Below are 18791 nucleotides of genomic sequence, written 5' to 3'. Positions count from 1 at the left end.
GCCCGTGCGCATGGAGTCGCCCTTGTGCCGCTGCGATCAGCCGGCGGTAGCGGTGCATGCTGCACCGTGTCCGAGTCCGCGGCGCCCATCGCAGCGGTTGCCCTGCACGGCCGCGGCGCGCTGCCGCCAAGCCTATGCGGCGGACCGGCGCCAGCGTCGGTGGCAAGTCGCCGCGCCAGAGCAGTGCGGCCGTCCGGCGCTGCCCATCGGCCGGGCCGCGACGGACCTGCGGCGACGTGTGCGGCGTCTGCCCGATCCTGGTTCTCGTCAACCGTCTGCAGAAGGAACATCCCGCGTGAACGCGCAGTCCGAACAGATCCTTTCCGAATTGCGCCACCTGCTGAGCGAGATGAGCGACGGCGGCAGCGTCGGTCCGTCCGTCTACGACACGGCGCGAGCTCTGCAATTCCACGGCAACGTCACCGGTCGGCAGGACGCCTACGCGTGGCTCATCTCGCAGCAACAGGCCGATGGCGGATGGGGAAGCGCGGACTTCCCGCTGTTCCGTCATGCGCCCACGTGGGCGGCGTTGCTGGCATTGCAACGTGCCGATCCTCTTCCCGGCGCTGCCGACGCGGTCCAGGCTGCAACCCGGTTCCTCGAACGCCAGCCCGATCCCTACGCGCATGCGGTGCCGGAAGACGCGCCGATCGGCGCGGAGCTGATCTTGCCGCAATTTTGCGGCGAGGCCGCATCCTTGCTGGGCGGCGTGGCGTTTCCGCGCCACCCGGCGCTGTTGCCGTTGCGGCAAGCGTGCCTGGTCAAGCTGGCGGCGGTGGCGACGTTGCCGAGCGGCCATCCGTTGCTGCACTCCTGGGAAGCCTGGGGGACCTCGCCGACCACCGCATGCCCGGACGACGACGGCAGCATCGGCATCAGTCCGGCGGCCACCGCCGCGTGGCGTGCGCACGTCCTGACACAGGGGAGCACGCCGCAGGTCGGGCGCGCGGACGCGTATCTGAAGGCGGCATCGAAGGCGACGCGCAGCGGCATCGAAGGTGTCGTTCCCAACGTCTGGCCGATCAACGTGTTCGAACCATGCTGGTCGCTGTACACCCTGCATCTGGCCGGGTTGTTCGCGCATCCCGCGCTCACTGAGGTGATGCGCGTGATCGTCGCGCAGCTCGATGCCCGCCTTAGCGTGCGCGGTCTCGGCCCGGCCTTGCACTTCGCGGCCGATGCGGATGACACCGCCATTGCGTTGTGTGTCCTGCGCCTTGCAGGCCGCGACCCGGCGGTCGATGCGTTGCGCCAATTCGAAAGCGGCGAGCTGTTTGTCACCTTCCCCGGCGAGCGCAATGCCTCGATGTCGACCAACGTCCATGCCCTGCATGCGTTGCGACTGTTTGGAAAGCCTACCGCCGCCGCCAGCGCCTATGTCGAAGCCAATCGCAACCCGGACGGTGTATGGGACAACGAAAAATGGCACGTTTCATGGCTGTATCCCACCGCGCATGCCATCGCTGCGCTGGCGCAAGGCAACTCCCAGTGGCGCGACGAGCGCGCGCTGGCGGCGCTGCTGCGCGCGCAGCGCGACGACGGCGGCTGGGGCGCCGGTCGCGCGTCCACATTCGAGGAAACCGCCTATGCGCTGTTCGCGTTGCACGTGATGGACGGGAACGAAGAGCCGACAGGGCGCCGGCGCATCGCGCAGGCGGTGGCGCGTGCGCTGGAGTGGATGCTCGCCCGCCATGCGGCGCATCCATTGCCGCAGACGCCGCTGTGGATCGGCAAAGAACTATATTGCCCCACGCGGGTCGTGCGCGTGGCTGAACTCGCCGGGTTGTGGCTGGCACTTCATTGGGGGCGGCGCGCCCTGGCCAAGGGAGCAGGAGCGGCGCCATGATCCAGACCCAACGCGCGCTGCAGCAGGTGCTGGAGTGGGGGCATTCCCTGACCGGGTTCGCCGATGAGCATGCCGTGGAAGCAGTCAGGGGCGGCCAGTACATCCTGCAGCGCATCCATCCGAGCCTGCGCGACGCCAGCGCCCGCACCGGCCGCGATCCGCAGGACGAAACGCTGATCGTGGCGTTCTATCGCGAACTGGCGCTGCTGTTCTGGCTCGACGATTGCAACGACGTTGGCCTGATCGCGCCGGAGCAGCTCGCCGCGGTGGAGCAGGCGCTGGGGCAGGGCCTGCCGTGCGCGCTCCCCGGATTCGAGGGCTGCGCGGTGCTGCGCGCCTCGCTGGCCGCACTCGCCTACGATCGTCGCGACTATGCTCAGCTTCTCGACGATACCCGGCGCTACTGCGCAGCGCTGCGCGACGGACCCGCGCAGGCGGCAGGGGCGGAACGCTGGTCCTACGCCGAGTACCTGCACAATGGCGTCGATTCGATCGCCTACGCGAATGTGTTCTGTTGCCTGTCATTGCTGTGGGGGTTGGACATGGCGACCTTGCGCGAGCGTCCGGCATTTCGCCAAATCCTGCGGCTCATCTCCGCGATAGGGCGTCTGCAGAACGATCTGCATGGACGCGACAAGGACAGGACGGCGGGCGAGGCCGACAACGCGGCGATCCTGCTGCTGCAGCGCTATCCGGCTATGCCTGTGATGGAGTTCCTCAAGGACGAGCTGGCCGGCCATACGCGCATGCTGCACCGCCTGATGGCGGAAGAATGCTTTCCCGCGCCGTGGGGAGCGTTGATCGAGGCCATGGCCGACATCTGCGCGCAGTACTATCAGACCTCGACCAGCCGCTATCGCAGCGACGCCGCGGGGGCAGGCCAGCGTGCGCCGGGCTGAACGCGCGGGAGGCGGAGGCGAGCGCCCGCTCCCCTCGGTCAGATCGGACGCAACGCCGTCGCCCGATGGAGCGAGCATGAGCGACACCGCCATGAGCCCGTGCAAGGACGACTATCTGGACGTCGTGCTGGATCGGCGAACGGCACCGGCCCCGATCGCCGACGGCTGGAAGTATATAGGTTTCGAACACTGCGCATGCGACTTGGACCTGACGCAGATCGAGCGCTGCGCCTGGCTGGTGGGCAAGATCATGGCGCGAAGCGGCGTCCATAGCGATCACCGAGAAACCCGGTACGCAACGATCCCAGATCATGCCGACGAAGGTCGCGGAGATGAACACCGCATTCTGGGCGAGGGTCCAAACCTGGTCTTCGGCATCACGCTCAGCACGGTACCGGCAATGTAGATGAAAAACATTCCGATGCCGATCAGCAGCATGAGGCGGCCATGGAATGGCCCGACCAGCAGTCGATCAAGACGAGTGCCTGCGTTCACGGATTCGAGTTTGACGCTCTCCCTTGATGCGGACCGCCTTCTTCGAACGTCTGCCGCTTGTCTTCTGTTAGGGTCTGTACCTAATTAACTGCTTCTGATTCGCTCTTGCCAAGTTGATTCGGCATGGGGGCTTCGATGCGCAAAGGACTGTTCTGGCTCAACGACAAGCAGTGGGCTCAGATAGACCGCAGCTGCCAATGAACCAGACCGCGCCGGCGCGCGAAGACGATCGACGCATCATCAGCGGTATCGTTCACATGCTCCAGTGCGGCGCACGCTCGCGCGATTGCCCGCCCGACTATGGCCCTTACACGACAATCTACAATCGGTTCAATCGCTGGGCTAAGCGCGGACATTGGCAGGCTATCTTTGAAGCGCTCGCCCGCTGCGGCAAGGACGGCCTGACTTTGTCGATCGACTCCACCTCGATCAAAGCGCATCGCTCCGCGAGCGGCGGAAAAGGGGGAGCATGAACAGGCCGTCGGCCGCTCACGCGGCGGGCGGAGCACGAAAATCCACGCGCTGAGCGACCCCGATTGCAAACCTTGCGCATTTCATCTCACTCCGGGACAAGACGCAGATCTTGCCGCAGGGCCGGCCCTTTTGAAACTCGCGGCGCCCATGTCTTCCCTCATTGGGGACAAAGGCTACGATGGCGACGGCTTTCGCACCGAAATCGTCAATCGCGGCGCGAGACTCGTCATTCCGAACAAGTCCAACAGGGTGCCCCTCCACAGCTTCAGCAAACGCGCCTATAAAGGACGCAACGTTATCGAGCGCTGCTTCTGCCGGCTCAAGGATTTCAGGCGTGTCTCTACTCGCTACGACGAACTTGCTAGAAACTTCTTGGCCGCCGTCCACCTCGCCGCCGTCGTCGCCTATTGGATCAATTGAGTCTGAACCCTAGTCTCTGTCGCGGCAGTTCTTCGTCTTGTGCGGTCCAAGAGCATGTCAAACAAACTAAGAAAATTGCGTATCTTTACCGACAGAGGTCCCCTGATTGCGCTAACCATCGCTGGGGGGATGGTGGTCGGCGTTGTCGGCCCGACGTCGGCGCAGTTCTTCAATTTCGGTGGATATCAGCAACGGCCGCAGCCGCAACGCGGTGGCGGATTCGGCGGCGGCTGGTTTGGTAACGACATGTTTGAGCCGTCTGCTCCCCAGCCTCGTTGGGATCGGCGGCAAACCTTGCCGCCCGCGCGCGAGGATTTTTCGAGGGCGCCCGCGGCCGGAAAGCGCGATACTGTACCGGAGCGCCATGTTCTTGTGCTCGGTGATGCCATGGCGGACTGGCTCGCCTATGGTCTTGAAGACGCCTATGCCGAACAGCCTGACATGGGCGTGATCCGCAGACATAAGACCGTCTCAGGCCTTATCAAATATCAGCCGAAGGGCAATCCGGCCGATTGGGCCGCCGCTGCCAAAGGCATTCTCGCGACCGAAAAAGCGGACGTCATCGTCGTCATGCTCGGACTCGATGACCGAGTCGGGATGCGCGAGCCGCCGGCTGAGAAATCCGATATCAAGCCATCGGACAAAAACGCAGACAAGAAGGAAGCCAGAGGCAAACCGGGCGTCAAGCCGGAGGGCGGTACGAACGTCGACGCGAAGCCGGATGGCAGACTGGTCGATACGGAATTGTCGCCAAATGACGCCGCCGACGCGCCGGCTATCGAGCCGGAGAGTAGCACGCGCTCGCCGAACGGCCTCTATGAGTATCGCGAGAAACGCTGGATCGAGCTCTACAAAAACAAGATCGAACAGATGATCGGCGTGCTCAAATCTAAGGGGGTGCCGGTGCTGTGGGTTGGCCTGCCGGTGGTACGTGGCCCTAAGGCAACAGCCGACACCCTGTTTCTGGATTCGCTCTATCGCGAGGCGGCTGGCAAGGCCGGCATCACTTATGTCGATGTCTGGGACAGCTTTGTCGATGAAGCCGGCCATTTTATGCAGCGGGGTCCCGACTTCGAAGGCCAGATCCGTCAGCTGCGCTCCTCCGATGGCGTGTATTTCACCAAGCCCGGCGCCCGCAAGCTTGCGCATTATGTCGAACGCGAAATCAACCGGTTGTTGGCTACTCGTTCCGCGCCGATCGCGCTGCCGACGGAACCGGCAAAGCTCGACGTCAATGCGCTGCCGGGTCAACCGGACCTGCGCCCGTTCGCCGGACCGATCTTTCCCTTGGTGGCCCCCTCTTTCGGCGCCGATCAATTGCTCGGCGGTCCAGGGGCGCCGATGGCAATGGATGCGCTAGCAGCGCGTGTCTTGGTCAAAGGTGAGCCCTTGTCGGCACCGGCCGGTCGCGCCGACGATTTTGTCTGGCCACGCCGCGAAGTCGGACGCGAACAGTCTAAGGATACTCCAATGGCTTCGGCTTCGCCCGATGATCGCATCCCGGTATCTGCGCCGGCGCCAATGCTAAAGCAGAAAAAGAATCGCAGCCAAAGGTGAGGCGCTGACGTTTTGGCCCGCAGGTTTCGCTCAGTGGGGCCGCTTCGGGGACAATCGCATCGGTTTGGGCCGGAGGCTGTGGGCGTGGCAAACGCAGTTCGCACCTGGAGCAACACTGTTCAGCCGCTTCTGGTTGGCCGTGTCGCGATACCAGTCGAACGGCTGCTCGTGCGTGGCGATCATCACGCTCTTAGTGTTGAAGTGGTTGTCGAAGGTTTCGGTGCGTATTCGCGGACGGTGGCGGAATAGCCGAGGCCCCCCAAGGCGAGGCGGGGTCGAGCACCGGTGATGATCGTTGACCCAGACGACGCCGGCCGACGAAGGGGCAACTCGATGCGCGCGGGCGACGTCACGGGTGCGGATCGCTGCAGCAAGGCCGAAGGGGAAGTCGTTGGCAATCCTTAGGGCGAATGCCAAGCACCTACCTGGGTTGGCAGGTTCCAAATTATACTGCGGTGCTTAGACTCGTCGAGCGAATGCAACTCGCAACATTTGGCGAAACAAGATCACCTTGTAGCTCAAATCGTCTTTTCGCTGCTTTCGGAAGGCTGGCAGAGTTGTCGACGCCGATAAAACGGACCCTTCCTTCGGAAAGCGCTGGATCCAAATGACGCTCTCATGGCGAAAAACACAAGTCCTCGCCAGATCCAGATCCAGCCCCAAGGGTCAGGGCCTCCAGCGAGGAACCTCCGTCCGAAGCGGCCGTCGAAGGCGGTCTTCTGAGGCAGGATGAGAGCGGGAGACGGAAACTAAAGGGATCCGATGAATGTTCGGGGGCACATCCATTCCGCTCACGTCCAAGGTATCGGTCCTGTGCTCCAACCTTCAACTCTGCGATCCAAAAGCGGTGAAGCATGACAAGAGAGCCGGGCGTCACCTCGGCGAACGCAAGTATCCGGGCAAGAATCGTCTGGACGATTGTCCTCGGCTTTGCCGCCGATCCTTTGATGCGTTGGAGTTGGCCGGACCCTGGGCAATATCTTGGCAGCATGACTCAGTTCATCAAGGCCTGTGGCGGACGAGCATTCGAGCATGGCACAGCATACGTCACGGGAGAGACTCGCGCGGCGGCCCTGTGGCTGCCTCCGGGCGTGCAGCAGGATGAGGATGCGCTGGACGCAATCATGGCGCTGTCCCTGCGCCCTGAAATCAGCGAACATATGGCACACCTGCGCCAGGGAATGGCCGAACATCATCCCTCCGAGCCACATTGGTATTTGCCCCTGATCGCTGTCGATCCGAACTGGGCCGGACAAGGGCTTGGCACATTGCTGATGAAGTACGCTCTTCAACGCTGTGATGAGCAGGGCCTCGCTGCCTACCTCGAAAGTTCGAATCCTGAAAACATTCCCTTTTACCAACGCCACGGGTTCAAGATTATTGGAGAGATACAGCACGGTTGCTCACCTCCACTTACGCCGATGTTGCGAAAGACGCGGTGAGCGGAATTCGGAGACGCTTCGCATGCTGCGGCTCCCGAAGCGTCCTTGAGACGCCGAACTGAGGCGCATTGCCCCATCCGGATTGTTACTGAACAACTTCTCGCCGGTGATTGGGTGGCTGCCATCGAATTGGTCCGGTGGCGTCTATGGCGGGAAAGATCAGCATGGGCGCGGGGCGGCAGGTGGTGTCGGCCGAAAGGGATCGTTGCCGGTCGGCCACCGGGGCGAAAAGAGGCGCATCTCGATGCGATATGCGCGACGACCGGCTGGCATCGCAAGTATGCGGTGCGTGCAATTCGGGAACGCGCAACAGTTGGACCGAGGCCGGTCTAGGCACCGCGAGAGCACAAGCGTTGATATGGGGCTACGATCAAGGGACGCGATGACCGCAGTGTGGGGCGTCGGATCGGGTCTGCGGCAAGCGGCTCAAGGGCCGGGTTTCGTCAACTCCTGCAGCTACGCCAATCATGAGGCCGCTCCTTTTGTGTCTCGATCGACGGCAGTGGCCCACCATGGATCTTTGCCTCAAAGCTCCGCAGCCGCTGATAGATCGAGATCAGTTCGACGATCGTGCTCCAGGAGTTGACGAGATACTGAAACGAGGTTCGTACTTGCGTGAACGCGTTGAGGATCTGGTTCATCGCGCCGAGGGTGATCTTGCCCGCGATGATTGTGGGCGCAAGCAGCAGATAAGGAAAGATGACGTCAGTCTGGAGATAGACGATCCGGCCGATATTGAAGTACATGAAGTTCAGATAGAGCCGGAAGTAATTCCTGCGAATGTCTCTAAACAGCACGCTCAATGTCGGCGCATTGGCACGCGCCGTATCATCCTCGCCGAGCACGAGCTCCTTGCGATAGGCCGCTTCGACCCGCTGGTTGAAAAATTCAATTCCGGGCAGGCGGATGCCGATAAGCGCGAGAACGCCGGTGCCCAGGATTGACCAGATCACCGCGGCGAACACCAGCGGATAGGGAATCGAGCCGAACAGAGGCAACTCCGTGACGTTGCTGGACAGCCTCACCAGAACCGGCAGGAAGGCCAACAGTGTCAGCACGGCGCTGATGAGATTAACGCCTAGACCTTCCATGGTGCTGGCGAAACGCATGGTGTCTTCCTGGATGCGCTGGGAGGCGCCTTCGATCGTGCGCAGCCGTGGCCAGTTGGCGACATAAAAATCGTTCATCGCCGTGCGCCAGCGGAAGATGTAGTGGCTGACGAAGAATCGCGTCATCACGCCGACCACGACGGCCACGAGCGCGATACCGGCAAAGGTCGACAATTCGTTGTAGAACTGCTCAACCGTGACCGGCGCCGATTTTGAAAGCGCAGCCTGGACCAGGTCGTAGAACGGTCCATACCAGCTGTTGATCGCGACCGAGACCTGGACCTGAAAGTAAGAGGTGAACAGGATCAGCGCCGAACCAAGAATGGACCACGTCGCCCAGGGATGCGGGGCAAATAACATCCATGCAGCCGCGAACACCGTAACGGCCAGGCGCAAAATAGAGATCAAACCACAGCGCCGAGGCCGACCAGAACGTCGCAAGCCCGACCGGCTTCTCCGGGGCTTGAAAGAGATTGCCGGCAAATACATACCAAAACGCCATCGCCAATGCCGTCCAAAGAATTGACGACGCAAAGAACAACTTTGGTCGAGGGAAGAATGAAACGAACATACTCGCTGTCCTTTATCGACTCAGAACTTCAGCTCAGAAGATGAACACACCGCGGCCGCTGGCCACCACCGGTCGGCAAGCGTTATCGGCGATCTCGGCATTGGCGGTGTGGTAGGAAGCCTCGGGTGGAGAACGGCTCGCTCAACCAATAAGCAAAATCCTTCGGGCCGCATCCTGCATCCGCCGAGGGCGGAGGTTGTGTTTCGCATGCTCTGTCGACCGCGGGACACAGCGGCATCTGCGACGAACGGGTCAGCATCTGCAGGACATTGATTCAATCGAATAGTCATCTGATCTCTCGGAGCCAGTGGGTGCAACACGAGCATGGTCGTAACGGGGTCTTTAGTGGCGGCACGGGACAAGAGCAAGAGTTTTGCAAACCGCTTCATTCTTCTCACTTGCGGTGTGGCTTGCGACGATCTGACTTGCGTGCGCTTACTCCGCTGAAATCAGCGGTCGCAATCTATGCTCGCACCCGAAGGTGGATTGCGACGCTGTTGGAGATGAGTGCCATGGTCAGCTTCACCGAGCCCGCTGGTGGGATCGACCGCGTCCGCCAAGATTTGGATCTTCTGACTGCACGGCTCAACTATAAGTTTGGCGGCCCGATTCTTCTCAAATATTGATCTATCGTTCAAAAGGTAGATAAGGCCTTGGCCCATGGGCCGGGGCCTATTTTGGTGCGCCAGGCACGGCGCGGAGCGCCGCGACTGGCGCGGTTGACCGGCTTTCAATTGTCCATAACTTTCTCCGCTTGAGCTGATCCGCCGATCAGCAAAATCTTGAAGAATCACTTGTGATTCCTTGCTGAGCACCTGATGCGCGAGGGGGTGCTCTATGGGGCTCACATTGAGGGATCGATCGGCAAAAGGCCGTTTGCGATTTGTAGGCGGTGAATGTTGGATTGATCGAGAGACTAGTGGATGCCAGTCTAGGGACGCGCGGCTCGGCGACAGATTCCGCTGCTCACGCAGATTGGAAGCGCCATCGGACAAAGTATTCCGCTCGTCTGCCAATTGGGCGAATACCAAGGCAGCTTATCGCTTCTTCTCTAATGACCAGGTCAGCGAAGCGGACATTCTGGCGGGCCACTTTCAATCGGCGCGTGAGCGCACGATTGCCGCCGGCGGTCCGGTTCTAGTGCTCGATGATACGACCCAGTTCAGCTATCAAAGATAGAACTCCGACCGATCGGAATCACGAAGAGCATAAACAGCGGCCGGGGACAAGGCGGGCTGCCTGAGCTCGCACACGGTTTGCGGCATCCTGATGCACTCGAGCCTGGCGGTGACGACTGAAGGGCTCCGCCTGGGCTGGCCGCCGTCAAATTCCGGACCCAGAAGAAATTCAAGGGGCCGCCGCGCTCAAGAAGACTAGGATCCAGATTCAATTGAGCCAATATGCGACGAGAGCGGCAAGATGCGCAGCGGCCAAGAAATTCCGGCCGAGCTTGTCGCACCGCGGGGCGATGCGCCGGAAGTCCTTGAGCCTGCAAAAGCAGTGTTCGAGACGTTTCGGCCTTTGTAGGCGCATTTGTTGATGCGCTGGACGACAACACGGTTACATTTATTGGGGATTACGGGTTTCGCGCCGCGACGAACGATTTCGCCGCGAAGCTTGTCGCCGTCATGCCCTTTGTCGGCGAGGAGCGCACTGATAGGTGGCGCGAGCGCCAGGACATCGGGAGCCGCTGCGATATCGACATCCTGGCCTGCCATCAGATGCAGGACGACCGGCCGGCAAAGGGATTGCTCAGCGTATGGAGTTTCGTCGTGCGGCCTGCGCGCGAGCGGCCGATTGCTTGATTGTGCTCCCCCCTTTTCCGTCGGACGCACACCGGTGAGCTTTAACCGAGGTCCAATCGAGCTACAGCACAACACCATCTTCGCCAGGCTTGGCCAGCGGTTCGAAGATTGCGCACCATCGGCCTCGCTTGGCCCAGCGATGAAGCGATTCGTAGATCGTCGTGTAAGGGCCATTGCTGTGGAAGGAAAATAGAAAACAGCAAGTGTGAATATGGTTGGCTGCGTCAACCGATCGGCGGAGCGGCGAGGAGGCGGTTTGATCGGCCGCAGGTTCATCGGGCCGTTGCTTTCGCTGCAACAGGGTTAGGGTTGGTGGGGTATAGTATGTTGCAAGCCTAGTCCGCCCTGAAGGAAATTCAGCAGTCCGTCGAACGTTCAAATACGCCAAGCACGACGCTGCACGGTCCTGTGAAATATCCGCGACGTGCCGCTAAGTCCCGATCTATCTCAGTTTAGGCAGGAGCCTCAAAATGTTCGACGACTGGCCTTGAGCGGCCAGGCGAACAGCGCCGGCCACGCAGCTGTGTCGGTTCTTACACAATCGATGTCACCGCTTGCGCGCCGCAGCCGACCTGCAGCACCAGAGCATTATCCAGGCGCCGACAAATGCAAAAAATCACAAGCCAGATGAAGTCTCCGCGTGCATTAGTCGCGGGTGCCATGCAGATCGCACGTCTGCTACAACATCCGGTAGATGCCAGCGCTGACGAATCGGCGGAAGAAGAACGCGATCGCGGTCATTGACTTGCGGGTTGGTCGGACCTCGACCTGCTTTGCAGGGTGGCGGCAACCAAGCTGGCCAGCACCCTGCGCTCTGACATCGCCGACATCGCTCGCCAAGCGCTGATGCGGCTCGACCAAGAGATCATCTGTGCCGCGGGCAGCCTGCAATGGCGTGAGCCAACACCAGGGAAACGGACGAACTCCTAGTGAAGCGTCAAGGCGGTGTCGACAGCATGACGTGAGTCGGCGGGACCACTGACCCGGACCCCGACTGACCACAGCTTCACCTTTCCGCCACTGGAAGACCATAAGCTAATCGCAGCGCTTCGGCACGACTAGATCAGCGCACCCTGCGTCGTCCCGTGCGCTCTCATCTGGAATGGCTCCGACCGCCCCAGCGCGCCCTGAGGCGCGGCGTGACACAAGGTGCTTCCACATGACAATTTGAATTTTGGAAGTTCTTGCTTGGTGGTCGCGCGACCATTGGAATGTTTGTGTACTCGGTCGCGACCTTGGAGACGTATGTTTCTTTCTTTCTTTCACGGTTGACAGTTTTCTCTTGTCCTCCATACGAAAGCATGGTCCCAGTTTGCGCGTAATACTCGGCCGCGTCGCAATCGGATTTCCCTTCGCCTAGTTGATGGAACGTATCGAAAATGAGCCACGCTTCGGAAGTGTCAGTTGAGCGGGTCACGATCCCAATCTTGCAGCGGTGGAAGCAGGAGCGGCGGCGTGTCACCATGACCACCGCCTACGATGCGGTTACGGCAGGCATCGCCGACCCCATCGTCGACATCATTCTTGTGGGCGACAGCGTTGGCAATGTCTGTCTCGGATTCGACAACACGTTGCCGGTCAGCATGGCAATGATGAACCATCATCTGGAGGCTGTTGCACGCACAAGGCACCGCGCCCTGCTCGTGGCCGATCTGCCGTTTCTTAGCTTTCACCTTGGTCCGGAGGAGACGATACGCAACGCTGGAGGGTTCCTGCAGCGAGGCGCAGATGCTGTGAAACTCGAGGGCGGGGCCAAGCGCGTGGAAATGGTGCGTGCCTTGGTCGATTGCGAAATTCCTGTCATGGGCCATCTCGGCCTCACCCCGCAAAGCGTCAATGTCATGGGCGGATTCAAGGTGCAGGGCCGGAACGCCGATGACGCTTTACGGCTGCTCGATGACGCTCACCGTCTGCAGGAGGCCGGATGCTTCGCGTTGGTGCTTGAAGGCATTCCGGCCGAGCTAGCCCAGCGAGCGACCGAATCGCTATCGATACCAACCATCGGAATCGGCGCGGGTCCCGACTGCTCGGGCCAAGTGCTCGTATTCCATGACGTGCTGGGGCTAACCATAGGTCATCGGCCCAAATTCGTTCGCGCCTATGCAGATGGTTTTCAGATGTTACAAGAGGCGCTCTCGCGCTGGGCTGCCGATGTCCGCACCGGTGCGTTCCCGGCGCCGCAGGAGTGCTATAGGCTTCCTGAAAGCCTGAGTGACATTATCGCAACCTGGGCTCCTCCCAACCCAACCTGATGTAAGGTGCAACGATGCAGACGATTACCACGGTCGCTGAGCTTCGTCGTGAGCTAGCGAAGGCTTGCAGCGCGGGCAAACGCGTCGGGTTAGTATAGTACCTACAATGGGGTATTTGCACGATGGCCATCTGGCCCTGGTCGACGCGAGCCGAGCGCAATGCGATGTCACCGTCGTTAGCATTTTCGTCAATCCGGCTCAGTTCGGACCAAACGAGGATCTCAGCAGCTATCCTCGCGATTTCGTGCGCGATGAAAAATTGTGCCGCGATGCCGGTGTTGAGATTGTGTTCGCGCCGGGTGCACAGGAAGTCTATCCGGCTCAATTCGAGACCTTCGTCGAGCCGGGCGAACTGGCGAAACCACTCTGCGGGGCTTTCAGGCCTGGGCATTTTCGGGGCGTGGCGACCGTCGTGTGCAAGCTGTTCAACATGGTGCATCCGGCCGTCGTGTTTTTCGGGCAAAAGGATTTTCAGCAATGCGCGGTCGTGCGTCGCATGGCGACAGATCTCAATCTTCCCATCAAGATCGTCACCGTGCCAACCGTTCGGGAACCGGACGGGCTCGCGATGAGCAGCCGCAATCGGTATCTCAGCAAGGAAGAACGTCGGCGAGCCGTTGCCATCAGTCGTGGACTGTTCGCCGCGGCGGAAGAATTCCGCGCAGGAGTGCGCGAGGTGGAGAAGCTGATTGCGATCGCCGAGCGGCAACTTGAGACAGTTGATCGGCTGCAACATCTTGAACTTGTCGACGGTGATACGCTCAAGCGCGCCGAGAGTCCCCTGCGGTTTCCGGCGGCGCTCTGTGTCGCAGCCTACGTTGGTTCGACCCGACTGATTGACAACGTTCTACTGGGACTACCAACTCCGTAGCGCAATTCAGAACCAAATCGATAAACCTATCTTCTCGTCATAATCCACGGATCGGCCGACCGATTCACCTGTTCAGGCCGTGGGCCCAACCCAGCGATTTGAGACGGTGCAGGTCCGGGATTTGAGCGTCGGGCACTCCGCGACCCTTGTTCCGCCGACGCAGCGCAAACCTTAGCATCTGGATGTGGGTCGGACATGGATTTAGCGATGAAGGGCTGGGTGCGCAAAGTTCAAGCCGCTCAGCGTCGTCAGACCAGAACTGCCCCGATTTTGAACGAATATGAACCTTACTCGTGAGTGGAGGGGCGTGAATTGTCTCTCCCGAGCAGCACAGAACTTTCCGTGCTGTCCTCCCTGAGCCAGAGCGGCGAGTTGGGCGATGGCGGATCGCGAGATCCGGAGCACCTTGTCTGGGATTAGATCGTCCCTATGAGGGGGATACGGCCTGGATTATGCGTCGATGTGAGAGGTTCTGACGAACTAGCCGGACTCGGCCCTGCTTTATGTGCTACCGAAATCATTGGCCTTTGCCATGTCAAACACCATGGACGTGGAAGCGAGGAATTCGCGATGTCGCAGATGAATAGCGCCCGATTCACGGACGATCCGCGCTCGTTATTGCGCTCCAACCTTGATGAGCTTGAGCAGCGCATAAATCGGGCTTGTATGCGGGCTCGCCGCAGCCGTTCAGAAGTTCGTGTTTTGCCTGTCAGCAAGACCGTACCCGCCGCGATTATCCGTATCGCATCCGAACTCGGCCTTTGCGAGTTCGGCGAGAACAAGGTCCAAGAGGCGGAGAGCAAGGTCCGCGATTTGGCCGACCTGTCGTTGAACTGGAGTGTCATCGGTCACCTCCAGACGAACAAAGTGAAATCGATGGTCAAGTTCGCGAACGAGTTTCATGCGTTGGATACCTTGAGATTGGCCGAAGCGCTCCAGGCCCGCCTGAGCGCCGAAGGCCGGCATCTCGACGTGTTCGTCCAAGTCAACACCTCGGGTGAGGTGAGCAAATACGGTCTGCTGCCCCACGAGGTAGAGGATTTTGTTCTTCGGCTGTCCGACTATCCAGCCCTTGTCCCTCGCGGCTTGATGACTCTCGCCGTCCTGAGCGGAGAGGCGGACAAGGTTCGCGAATGTTTCAAGTTGCTGCGCGGGCTTCGAGACGCACTCCGCGATAGAACATCGACGCGACTTGATCTCCTCTCAATGGGGATGACAAGCGACTTCGAGATAGCAATCGAGGAAGGTGCCGATGTCATAAGAGTTGGTCAGGCGATATTCGGACCTCGGCCGACCAAGGACGGACAGTATTGGCCAGGGCTTCCTCTCCCCACCAGCGCGCTATCCGAGTGAGGCCGCGGGACCTGCCGCGAGTTCTGTTTCGTCCGTCGCCTGCCAACAGCAGAGTAAAATCACCACACCAATGCTAGCAAGTCGCCCCGTCACGATCGGCATGACGCCCCTTGTGAGCTGACCAGGCTCGATGGCGGACCCACTCTAAGTCGATACGCCGGAGCCTCGCCGATTGCAGGCGGGCCGCCCAACGGAAAACACGGCAAATTTCTCCGCGACCAGGAACACTAAGGTGCGCCGCGAGGTTCTTCTGCGTCAGGGATAGGGCTTGCGGAGTTCTCTTCCATGGTGAACGCCTCGCGCAACTGTCTGCGTGAGCAGGGCTCGGTGGGTCACTGAGATATTCGATTGTTAGCCTGCCCTAAAGATACGTTAGGGGTGCTGGCTTCGCAGAAGCAGGGATTTGCCATCCCATATCGATGAGCTCGAGCGCTCCATCTCTTGACGCCCGCATCAAAATCGAGCGCACGCGCGTGGCCGGGCAACGAAGCCGCCGCGCCGAATATAATGGCGCGCCGGCTTCGCATTGGGTGAACCCGGACGGGGCAATGTCCGGTGCGTGAACGCAACGCTACGATGCGTTGCCGCAATCAAAACCCCAAATTAATTGATGCCCTGGGTCGAGGTTAATTCTGGAACCGAGATTCGAGCGTGCAAGCGAGCAGGAACCTTCTGCTTTTCAGCCTCCGCGCCCCACCGATCAAAATTCATGGTTTGCCGGATCTTATCGCTAGAGGATTGGACATGACACTGGACGTGCAAGAGATGGACTGCGAGAGCGCCTGGAGAAGCTCTACGCGAAGTGCCGCCCACGGCGTTTCGCTCGTTTTGAACCAGAGCGGAGGGAAGCGAGACCGCTGGCGCGCGTGAGCGAACTCTACGGACGCTCGCCCGATTTAAGCGTCCGCGGCTAAACCAGGTCGGGCTACTCTGATCATGGGCGGTGCCACGCGATGGTCGCATCCAATAATTACAAGATCGGCACGGCAGAAGCAGAGCCCGAAAACGCGCGAGCAGATGCCGCTTATCCTGAGAATTCTAGAACGGCATCCGGAAATTTCAAACGTGATAGAGTTCTATTGATCCGAGCACCTGAAAGGTATTGATAAGTTCAACCGGCCTAGCGGTCTGTGTGCTGCCCGCATCAAATGAACTCGACCCATATTTCCGCAATACTGCTCTTTTCGCGTTGACCGGTATGTTATCGAGCTGCGCATTTGTGAAACCGATCTATACGACCGCGTTTAAGGAAGCTCTGCAAGCCGTAGGAAGATTGCGAATACTGCGTCCCCTTGCGGTGCGAGTATCGACTCCGGATGGAACTACACGTCGTATGTCGCTTGATTCCGATGGGCAAGAGCATGATCGCCCTATCATCCCAGAGTGCTGTCACTAGCAGAGGGCGAAGTGCCACCCTCGGATCACCCACAATGGTCTCTCCGTTGCAAATACCTTTCCCGTCCGCGATCATATAAGCCCAGAAGGGATCGCACGTCATATGCGAATGCTGCCCGAGTACCGCGTCTCTCGATGCGCTATCCAGGCACGTTAGGTGCCTCCGATGCGAGAGGCCTCGCACGGCTGTGACGGGCTCGATCCACTGCAGTTCCACTACTGCATGACTCTGTCGCTCAGCGATATATGTAAGATCGTAATTCGGCCCGCCGAAGGCGAGCGTTATATCACCCCAAAACCCCTGCTGCCTGTCAGCTTAACCACGCGCGTAGCGAGGGCCTGCCGAACATACTGGCTCCGCATCTGCAGACAAGCTGTAGGCGGCCGCGAGACGTAGCTCTCGCAGCGGCTTACCTGCCGGATCGATTGGTGGTAAAGCTCGGCGCTTTATAGGCTTCGAGGCGCCTTCGTCGTCGAACTCACCGTAGACGATCACGTCAATTTCGTTTGGCCGGTCACTCTTGCCGGTTGCGAGCGACTTCAAGCCGGCGTGCGTACGGGATTTTGGCGAGAACGGAAAGGGCTTCGATTACTTTGTCGATGTATGCCTTGTCTTTTGCGGTGAAGAATACGACGTGTCAAATCATAGTTGGCCGTCGGTAATCCCGAACAGTTGCGGTTTGATTTCGTGGAAAGCGAAGCGTCCTAGCCAAGTCATGCAGGACTCGGGCAGCCGTCCAGTGGCCACCGCACGGTAGGCGCCCTGCACGATCGCACTGCCAGGTGTTTAGCTGAATTTCCTTCGGCTGCTACTGCGCAAGGTGGACCATGTCTGAGACCAATTTTCGCCATGCAGCAAGAAAGCGCCTGATCATCAAGCCCCCGAACAAGTTTAAGTATATGACTGCGTGGACGCCATTCGCTTTGCGCGGAGGTCGTGCATGAAACGATCTCACTTGCTGGATTGAGGTATAAGAACTGCAGGAAAATGCGCTCGCTTCTCGAATACAGGCGAGGCGCCGTCATAGAGCTGAAGGAAAGAGCGCCGCCAAGCCCTGGAGCGTTGATGTCGAGGCATGACTTCAACTCTTTATGCATCCGGCTGATCACCGCAGAGAGATCGCTCGTGAAACTACACCCAACTTACGGAACGTAGCGATGGTCCACCCCTGCCGCCGAGTTCGTTTTACAAGTGCGCGATCTCGTAGCGTAGCGCATCGGGCCCGCAACGCTATCTCCCCAATAGCGTCAGCACCGCTCACGCGCAATGGCTGCGCGGAGCCTTCGAAAATGCCATGCAGAGGTTGAGAAATGCCTGGCGCGAAATGCGCGCAGGGCATCTCGCCAACGGCTAATAGCCGGATCGCATTGCAACAAAACGCCAGTCTGGCGAGGCTTACCTGCTGTCGCGAAAGAGCCGTCGTTTCACGTACAGGCGCTTTTCGCCGGCCCGCACCAAGCGGCCCACCCATGAGCAACGCTAGTAGGCGCGGCGCACCAGTCGAGGGAGTCGAATAGGATTCGGATAGAATTTATTCGCAACCGCGAGCACTGCCATTTCATCGGTTTCGAGCGCGATCTTTTGAGCGAGCATGATGTCGCCGGTCACCAGGGGGCGTTCGGGAACAAAGCACCACCCGATTTTTGGCTGGCCGTTTTCGTCGATCTCCACAACATTGCTCACGCTGCCCTGGTGAATTCAATATCGTCGACCCGTGTGAGAGCCCGTGACTTCGAAATAGCCTCGGCATCAAATTGCGCACGCTGCTCTGGGGACAGCCAATCCCACAGAAGACGCCGCGCACGCGCTTCCGGGCCGTTTTGCTTAATGAAGCTCCAATAGACCAAACGCGCACGACTGCCGGCCCCATTGCGCCTGAACAGAAACATTTGCCGTTCCGTGAAGATAGCTAACCACCGACGAGGCGCGGATAGAATAGCGTCTCATCCGCAGTCCAGTCGAATGACCGTGTGACCTTGAGCTCGCCGGACGAGGTCCGGGTGGCGGCGGTAAATCCTTGGCCGGTCAGCTCCCTGAAGCGCTGTTCAGCCTCGGCCAGCCCGTTCGGGTCGGTTTGCTCAAACATATGTCGAGTGTCGCCCGTAGCCATGAAAGAGAACTCCGCAATTCTTGCCCCTGAGGCGAAGAACCTTGCAGCCCGGAATAGTGTTCCTAGGTCGCTCGAAAATTTGAGTTTTCTCACTGACGCGAGCGTAACCCATGGGGCACTGCACGCTTTTTCGAGAACTCGTCTGCGGCTCGCGCTGGCAGGACGCCTACATCGTTGCTGCCGGGCCTCGC

Annotated in this window: 11 protein-coding genes and 7 pseudogenes; 12 read left to right on the top strand and 6 right to left on the bottom strand. The window is 59.9% G+C overall.

Annotated elements, in window-relative coordinates; genetic code table 11:
* Positions 1 to 295: 295 nt before the first annotated feature.
* From QRQ56_RS26890 to QRQ56_RS26880, 3 genes and pseudogenes are all read left to right on the top strand, one after another.
* The gene (locus QRQ56_RS26890) at positions 296 to 1846 is read left to right on the top strand and encodes a hypothetical protein (RefSeq protein ID WP_438744174.1); all 1551 of its coding nucleotides are present in this window, start codon (positions 296 to 298) and stop codon (positions 1844 to 1846) included.
* On the top strand, positions 1843 to 2745 hold the full coding sequence (locus QRQ56_RS26885) for a terpene synthase family protein (protein WP_438744172.1): 903 nt from the start codon (positions 1843 to 1845) through the stop codon (positions 2743 to 2745). The genes QRQ56_RS26890 and QRQ56_RS26885 overlap by 4 nt, the downstream gene beginning before the upstream one ends.
* A pseudogene (locus QRQ56_RS26880) lies at positions 2732 to 2998 on the top strand (type 2 isopentenyl-diphosphate Delta-isomerase); the annotation flags it as partial. The gene QRQ56_RS26885 and the pseudogene QRQ56_RS26880, both read left to right, overlap by 14 nt.
* Before the next feature lie 4 nt (positions 2999 to 3002).
* On the opposite strand, the pseudogene QRQ56_RS26875 reads toward QRQ56_RS26880, so the two are convergent.
* Positions 3003 to 3240: pseudogene (locus tag QRQ56_RS26875) on the bottom strand (MFS transporter); the annotation flags it as partial.
* Between the two features lie 135 nt (positions 3241 to 3375).
* Between QRQ56_RS26875 and QRQ56_RS26870 the strand changes: the two are divergent.
* Both QRQ56_RS26870 and QRQ56_RS26865 read left to right on the top strand, forming a co-directional pair.
* Positions 3376 to 4134: pseudogene (locus tag QRQ56_RS26870) on the top strand (IS5 family transposase).
* Positions 4135 to 4188: 54 nt separating this feature from the next.
* Positions 4189 to 5691, top strand: coding sequence for an SGNH/GDSL hydrolase family protein (locus QRQ56_RS26865; RefSeq protein WP_438744170.1), 1503 nt, complete (start codon positions 4189 to 4191; stop codon positions 5689 to 5691).
* Between the two features lie 30 nt (positions 5692 to 5721).
* Here the strand turns inward: QRQ56_RS26865 and QRQ56_RS26860 are convergent, their stop codons facing one another.
* Entirely contained in the window at positions 5722 to 6108 is a 387-nt protein-coding gene (locus QRQ56_RS26860) for an aldehyde dehydrogenase family protein (RefSeq protein WP_438744168.1), read from the bottom strand.
* A gap of 437 nt (positions 6109 to 6545) precedes the next feature.
* On the opposite strand from QRQ56_RS26860, the gene QRQ56_RS26855 reads away from it, so the two are divergent.
* Entirely contained in the window at positions 6546 to 7133 is a 588-nt protein-coding gene (locus QRQ56_RS26855) for a GNAT family N-acetyltransferase (RefSeq protein ID WP_094183269.1), read from the top strand.
* A gap of 443 nt (positions 7134 to 7576) precedes the next feature.
* On the opposite strand, the pseudogene sbmA reads toward QRQ56_RS26855, so the two are convergent.
* Positions 7577 to 8813, bottom strand: a pseudogene (gene sbmA / locus QRQ56_RS26850) (peptide antibiotic transporter SbmA).
* 837 nt (positions 8814 to 9650) lie between these two features.
* Here sbmA and QRQ56_RS26845 point away from each other — a divergent pair.
* Positions 9651 to 9992, top strand: a complete 342-nt coding sequence (locus QRQ56_RS26845; RefSeq protein WP_438744166.1) for a transposase DNA-binding-containing protein — start codon at positions 9651 to 9653, stop codon at positions 9990 to 9992.
* A 207-nt stretch (positions 9993 to 10199) separates the two neighbouring features.
* Here QRQ56_RS26845 and QRQ56_RS26840 read toward each other — a convergent pair.
* A pseudogene (locus tag QRQ56_RS26840) lies at positions 10200 to 10790 on the bottom strand (IS5 family transposase); the annotation flags it as partial.
* A gap of 434 nt (positions 10791 to 11224) precedes the next feature.
* On the opposite strand from QRQ56_RS26840, the gene QRQ56_RS26835 reads away from it, so the two are divergent.
* The 5 genes and pseudogenes from QRQ56_RS26835 (at position 11225) to QRQ56_RS26815 (ending at position 15094) form a co-directional block, all read left to right on the top strand.
* A complete protein-coding gene (locus QRQ56_RS26835; protein WP_438744164.1) occupies positions 11225 to 11362 on the top strand; it encodes a hypothetical protein in 138 nt (45 codons plus the stop codon).
* 36 nt (positions 11363 to 11398) lie between these two features.
* Complete coding sequence (locus tag QRQ56_RS26830; protein WP_438744163.1) at positions 11399 to 11548, top strand: hypothetical protein; 150 nt, start codon at positions 11399 to 11401, stop codon at positions 11546 to 11548.
* A gap of 449 nt (positions 11549 to 11997) precedes the next feature.
* On the top strand, positions 11998 to 12870 hold the full coding sequence (gene panB, locus QRQ56_RS26825) for a 3-methyl-2-oxobutanoate hydroxymethyltransferase (protein ID WP_438744161.1): 873 nt from the start codon (positions 11998 to 12000) through the stop codon (positions 12868 to 12870).
* 14 nt (positions 12871 to 12884) lie between these two features.
* Positions 12885 to 13741: pseudogene (gene panC / locus QRQ56_RS26820) on the top strand (pantoate--beta-alanine ligase).
* Between the two features lie 570 nt (positions 13742 to 14311).
* Positions 14312 to 15094, top strand: a complete 783-nt coding sequence (locus tag QRQ56_RS26815; RefSeq protein WP_438744159.1) for a YggS family pyridoxal phosphate-dependent enzyme — start codon at positions 14312 to 14314, stop codon at positions 15092 to 15094.
* Positions 15095 to 17969: 2875 nt separating this feature from the next.
* On the opposite strand, the pseudogene QRQ56_RS26810 reads toward QRQ56_RS26815, so the two are convergent.
* Positions 17970 to 18379 (bottom strand): annotated as a pseudogene (locus QRQ56_RS26810) (hypothetical protein).
* A 20-nt stretch (positions 18380 to 18399) separates the two neighbouring features.
* Positions 18400 to 18600: a hypothetical protein gene (locus QRQ56_RS26805; protein WP_438744157.1), complete on the bottom strand. Its 201-nt coding sequence runs from the start codon at positions 18598 to 18600 to the stop codon at positions 18400 to 18402.
* Between the last annotated feature and the right edge of the window lie 191 nt (positions 18601 to 18791).

Source organism: Bradyrhizobium sp. U531 (assembly GCF_051710265.1).
In the GTDB taxonomy this organism is placed as follows: Bacteria; Pseudomonadota; Alphaproteobacteria; order Rhizobiales; family Xanthobacteraceae; genus Bradyrhizobium.
The sequence above is the reverse complement of the archived record's forward strand: the minus strand, read 5'-3'. Positions and strand labels throughout refer to the sequence as shown.

Coding starts and splice junctions, on each gene's coding strand:
- QRQ56_RS26815 (WP_438744159.1), top strand. CDS start 14,312: ATGTCGCAGATGAATAGCGCCCGATTCACGGACGATCCGCGCTCGTTA.
- QRQ56_RS26885 (WP_438744172.1), top strand. CDS start 1,843: ATGATCCAGACCCAACGCGCGCTGCAGCAGGTGCTGGAGTGGGGGCAT.
- panB (WP_438744161.1), top strand. CDS start 11,998: ATGAGCCACGCTTCGGAAGTGTCAGTTGAGCGGGTCACGATCCCAATC.
- QRQ56_RS26835 (WP_438744164.1), top strand. CDS start 11,225: ATGCAAAAAATCACAAGCCAGATGAAGTCTCCGCGTGCATTAGTCGCG.
- QRQ56_RS26865 (WP_438744170.1), top strand. CDS start 4,189: ATGTCAAACAAACTAAGAAAATTGCGTATCTTTACCGACAGAGGTCCC.
- QRQ56_RS26855 (WP_094183269.1), top strand. CDS start 6,546: ATGACAAGAGAGCCGGGCGTCACCTCGGCGAACGCAAGTATCCGGGCA.
- QRQ56_RS26845 (WP_438744166.1), top strand. CDS start 9,651: ATGGGGCTCACATTGAGGGATCGATCGGCAAAAGGCCGTTTGCGATTT.
- QRQ56_RS26805 (WP_438744157.1), bottom strand. CDS start 18,600: ATGGCTACGGGCGACACTCGACATATGTTTGAGCAAACCGACCCGAAC.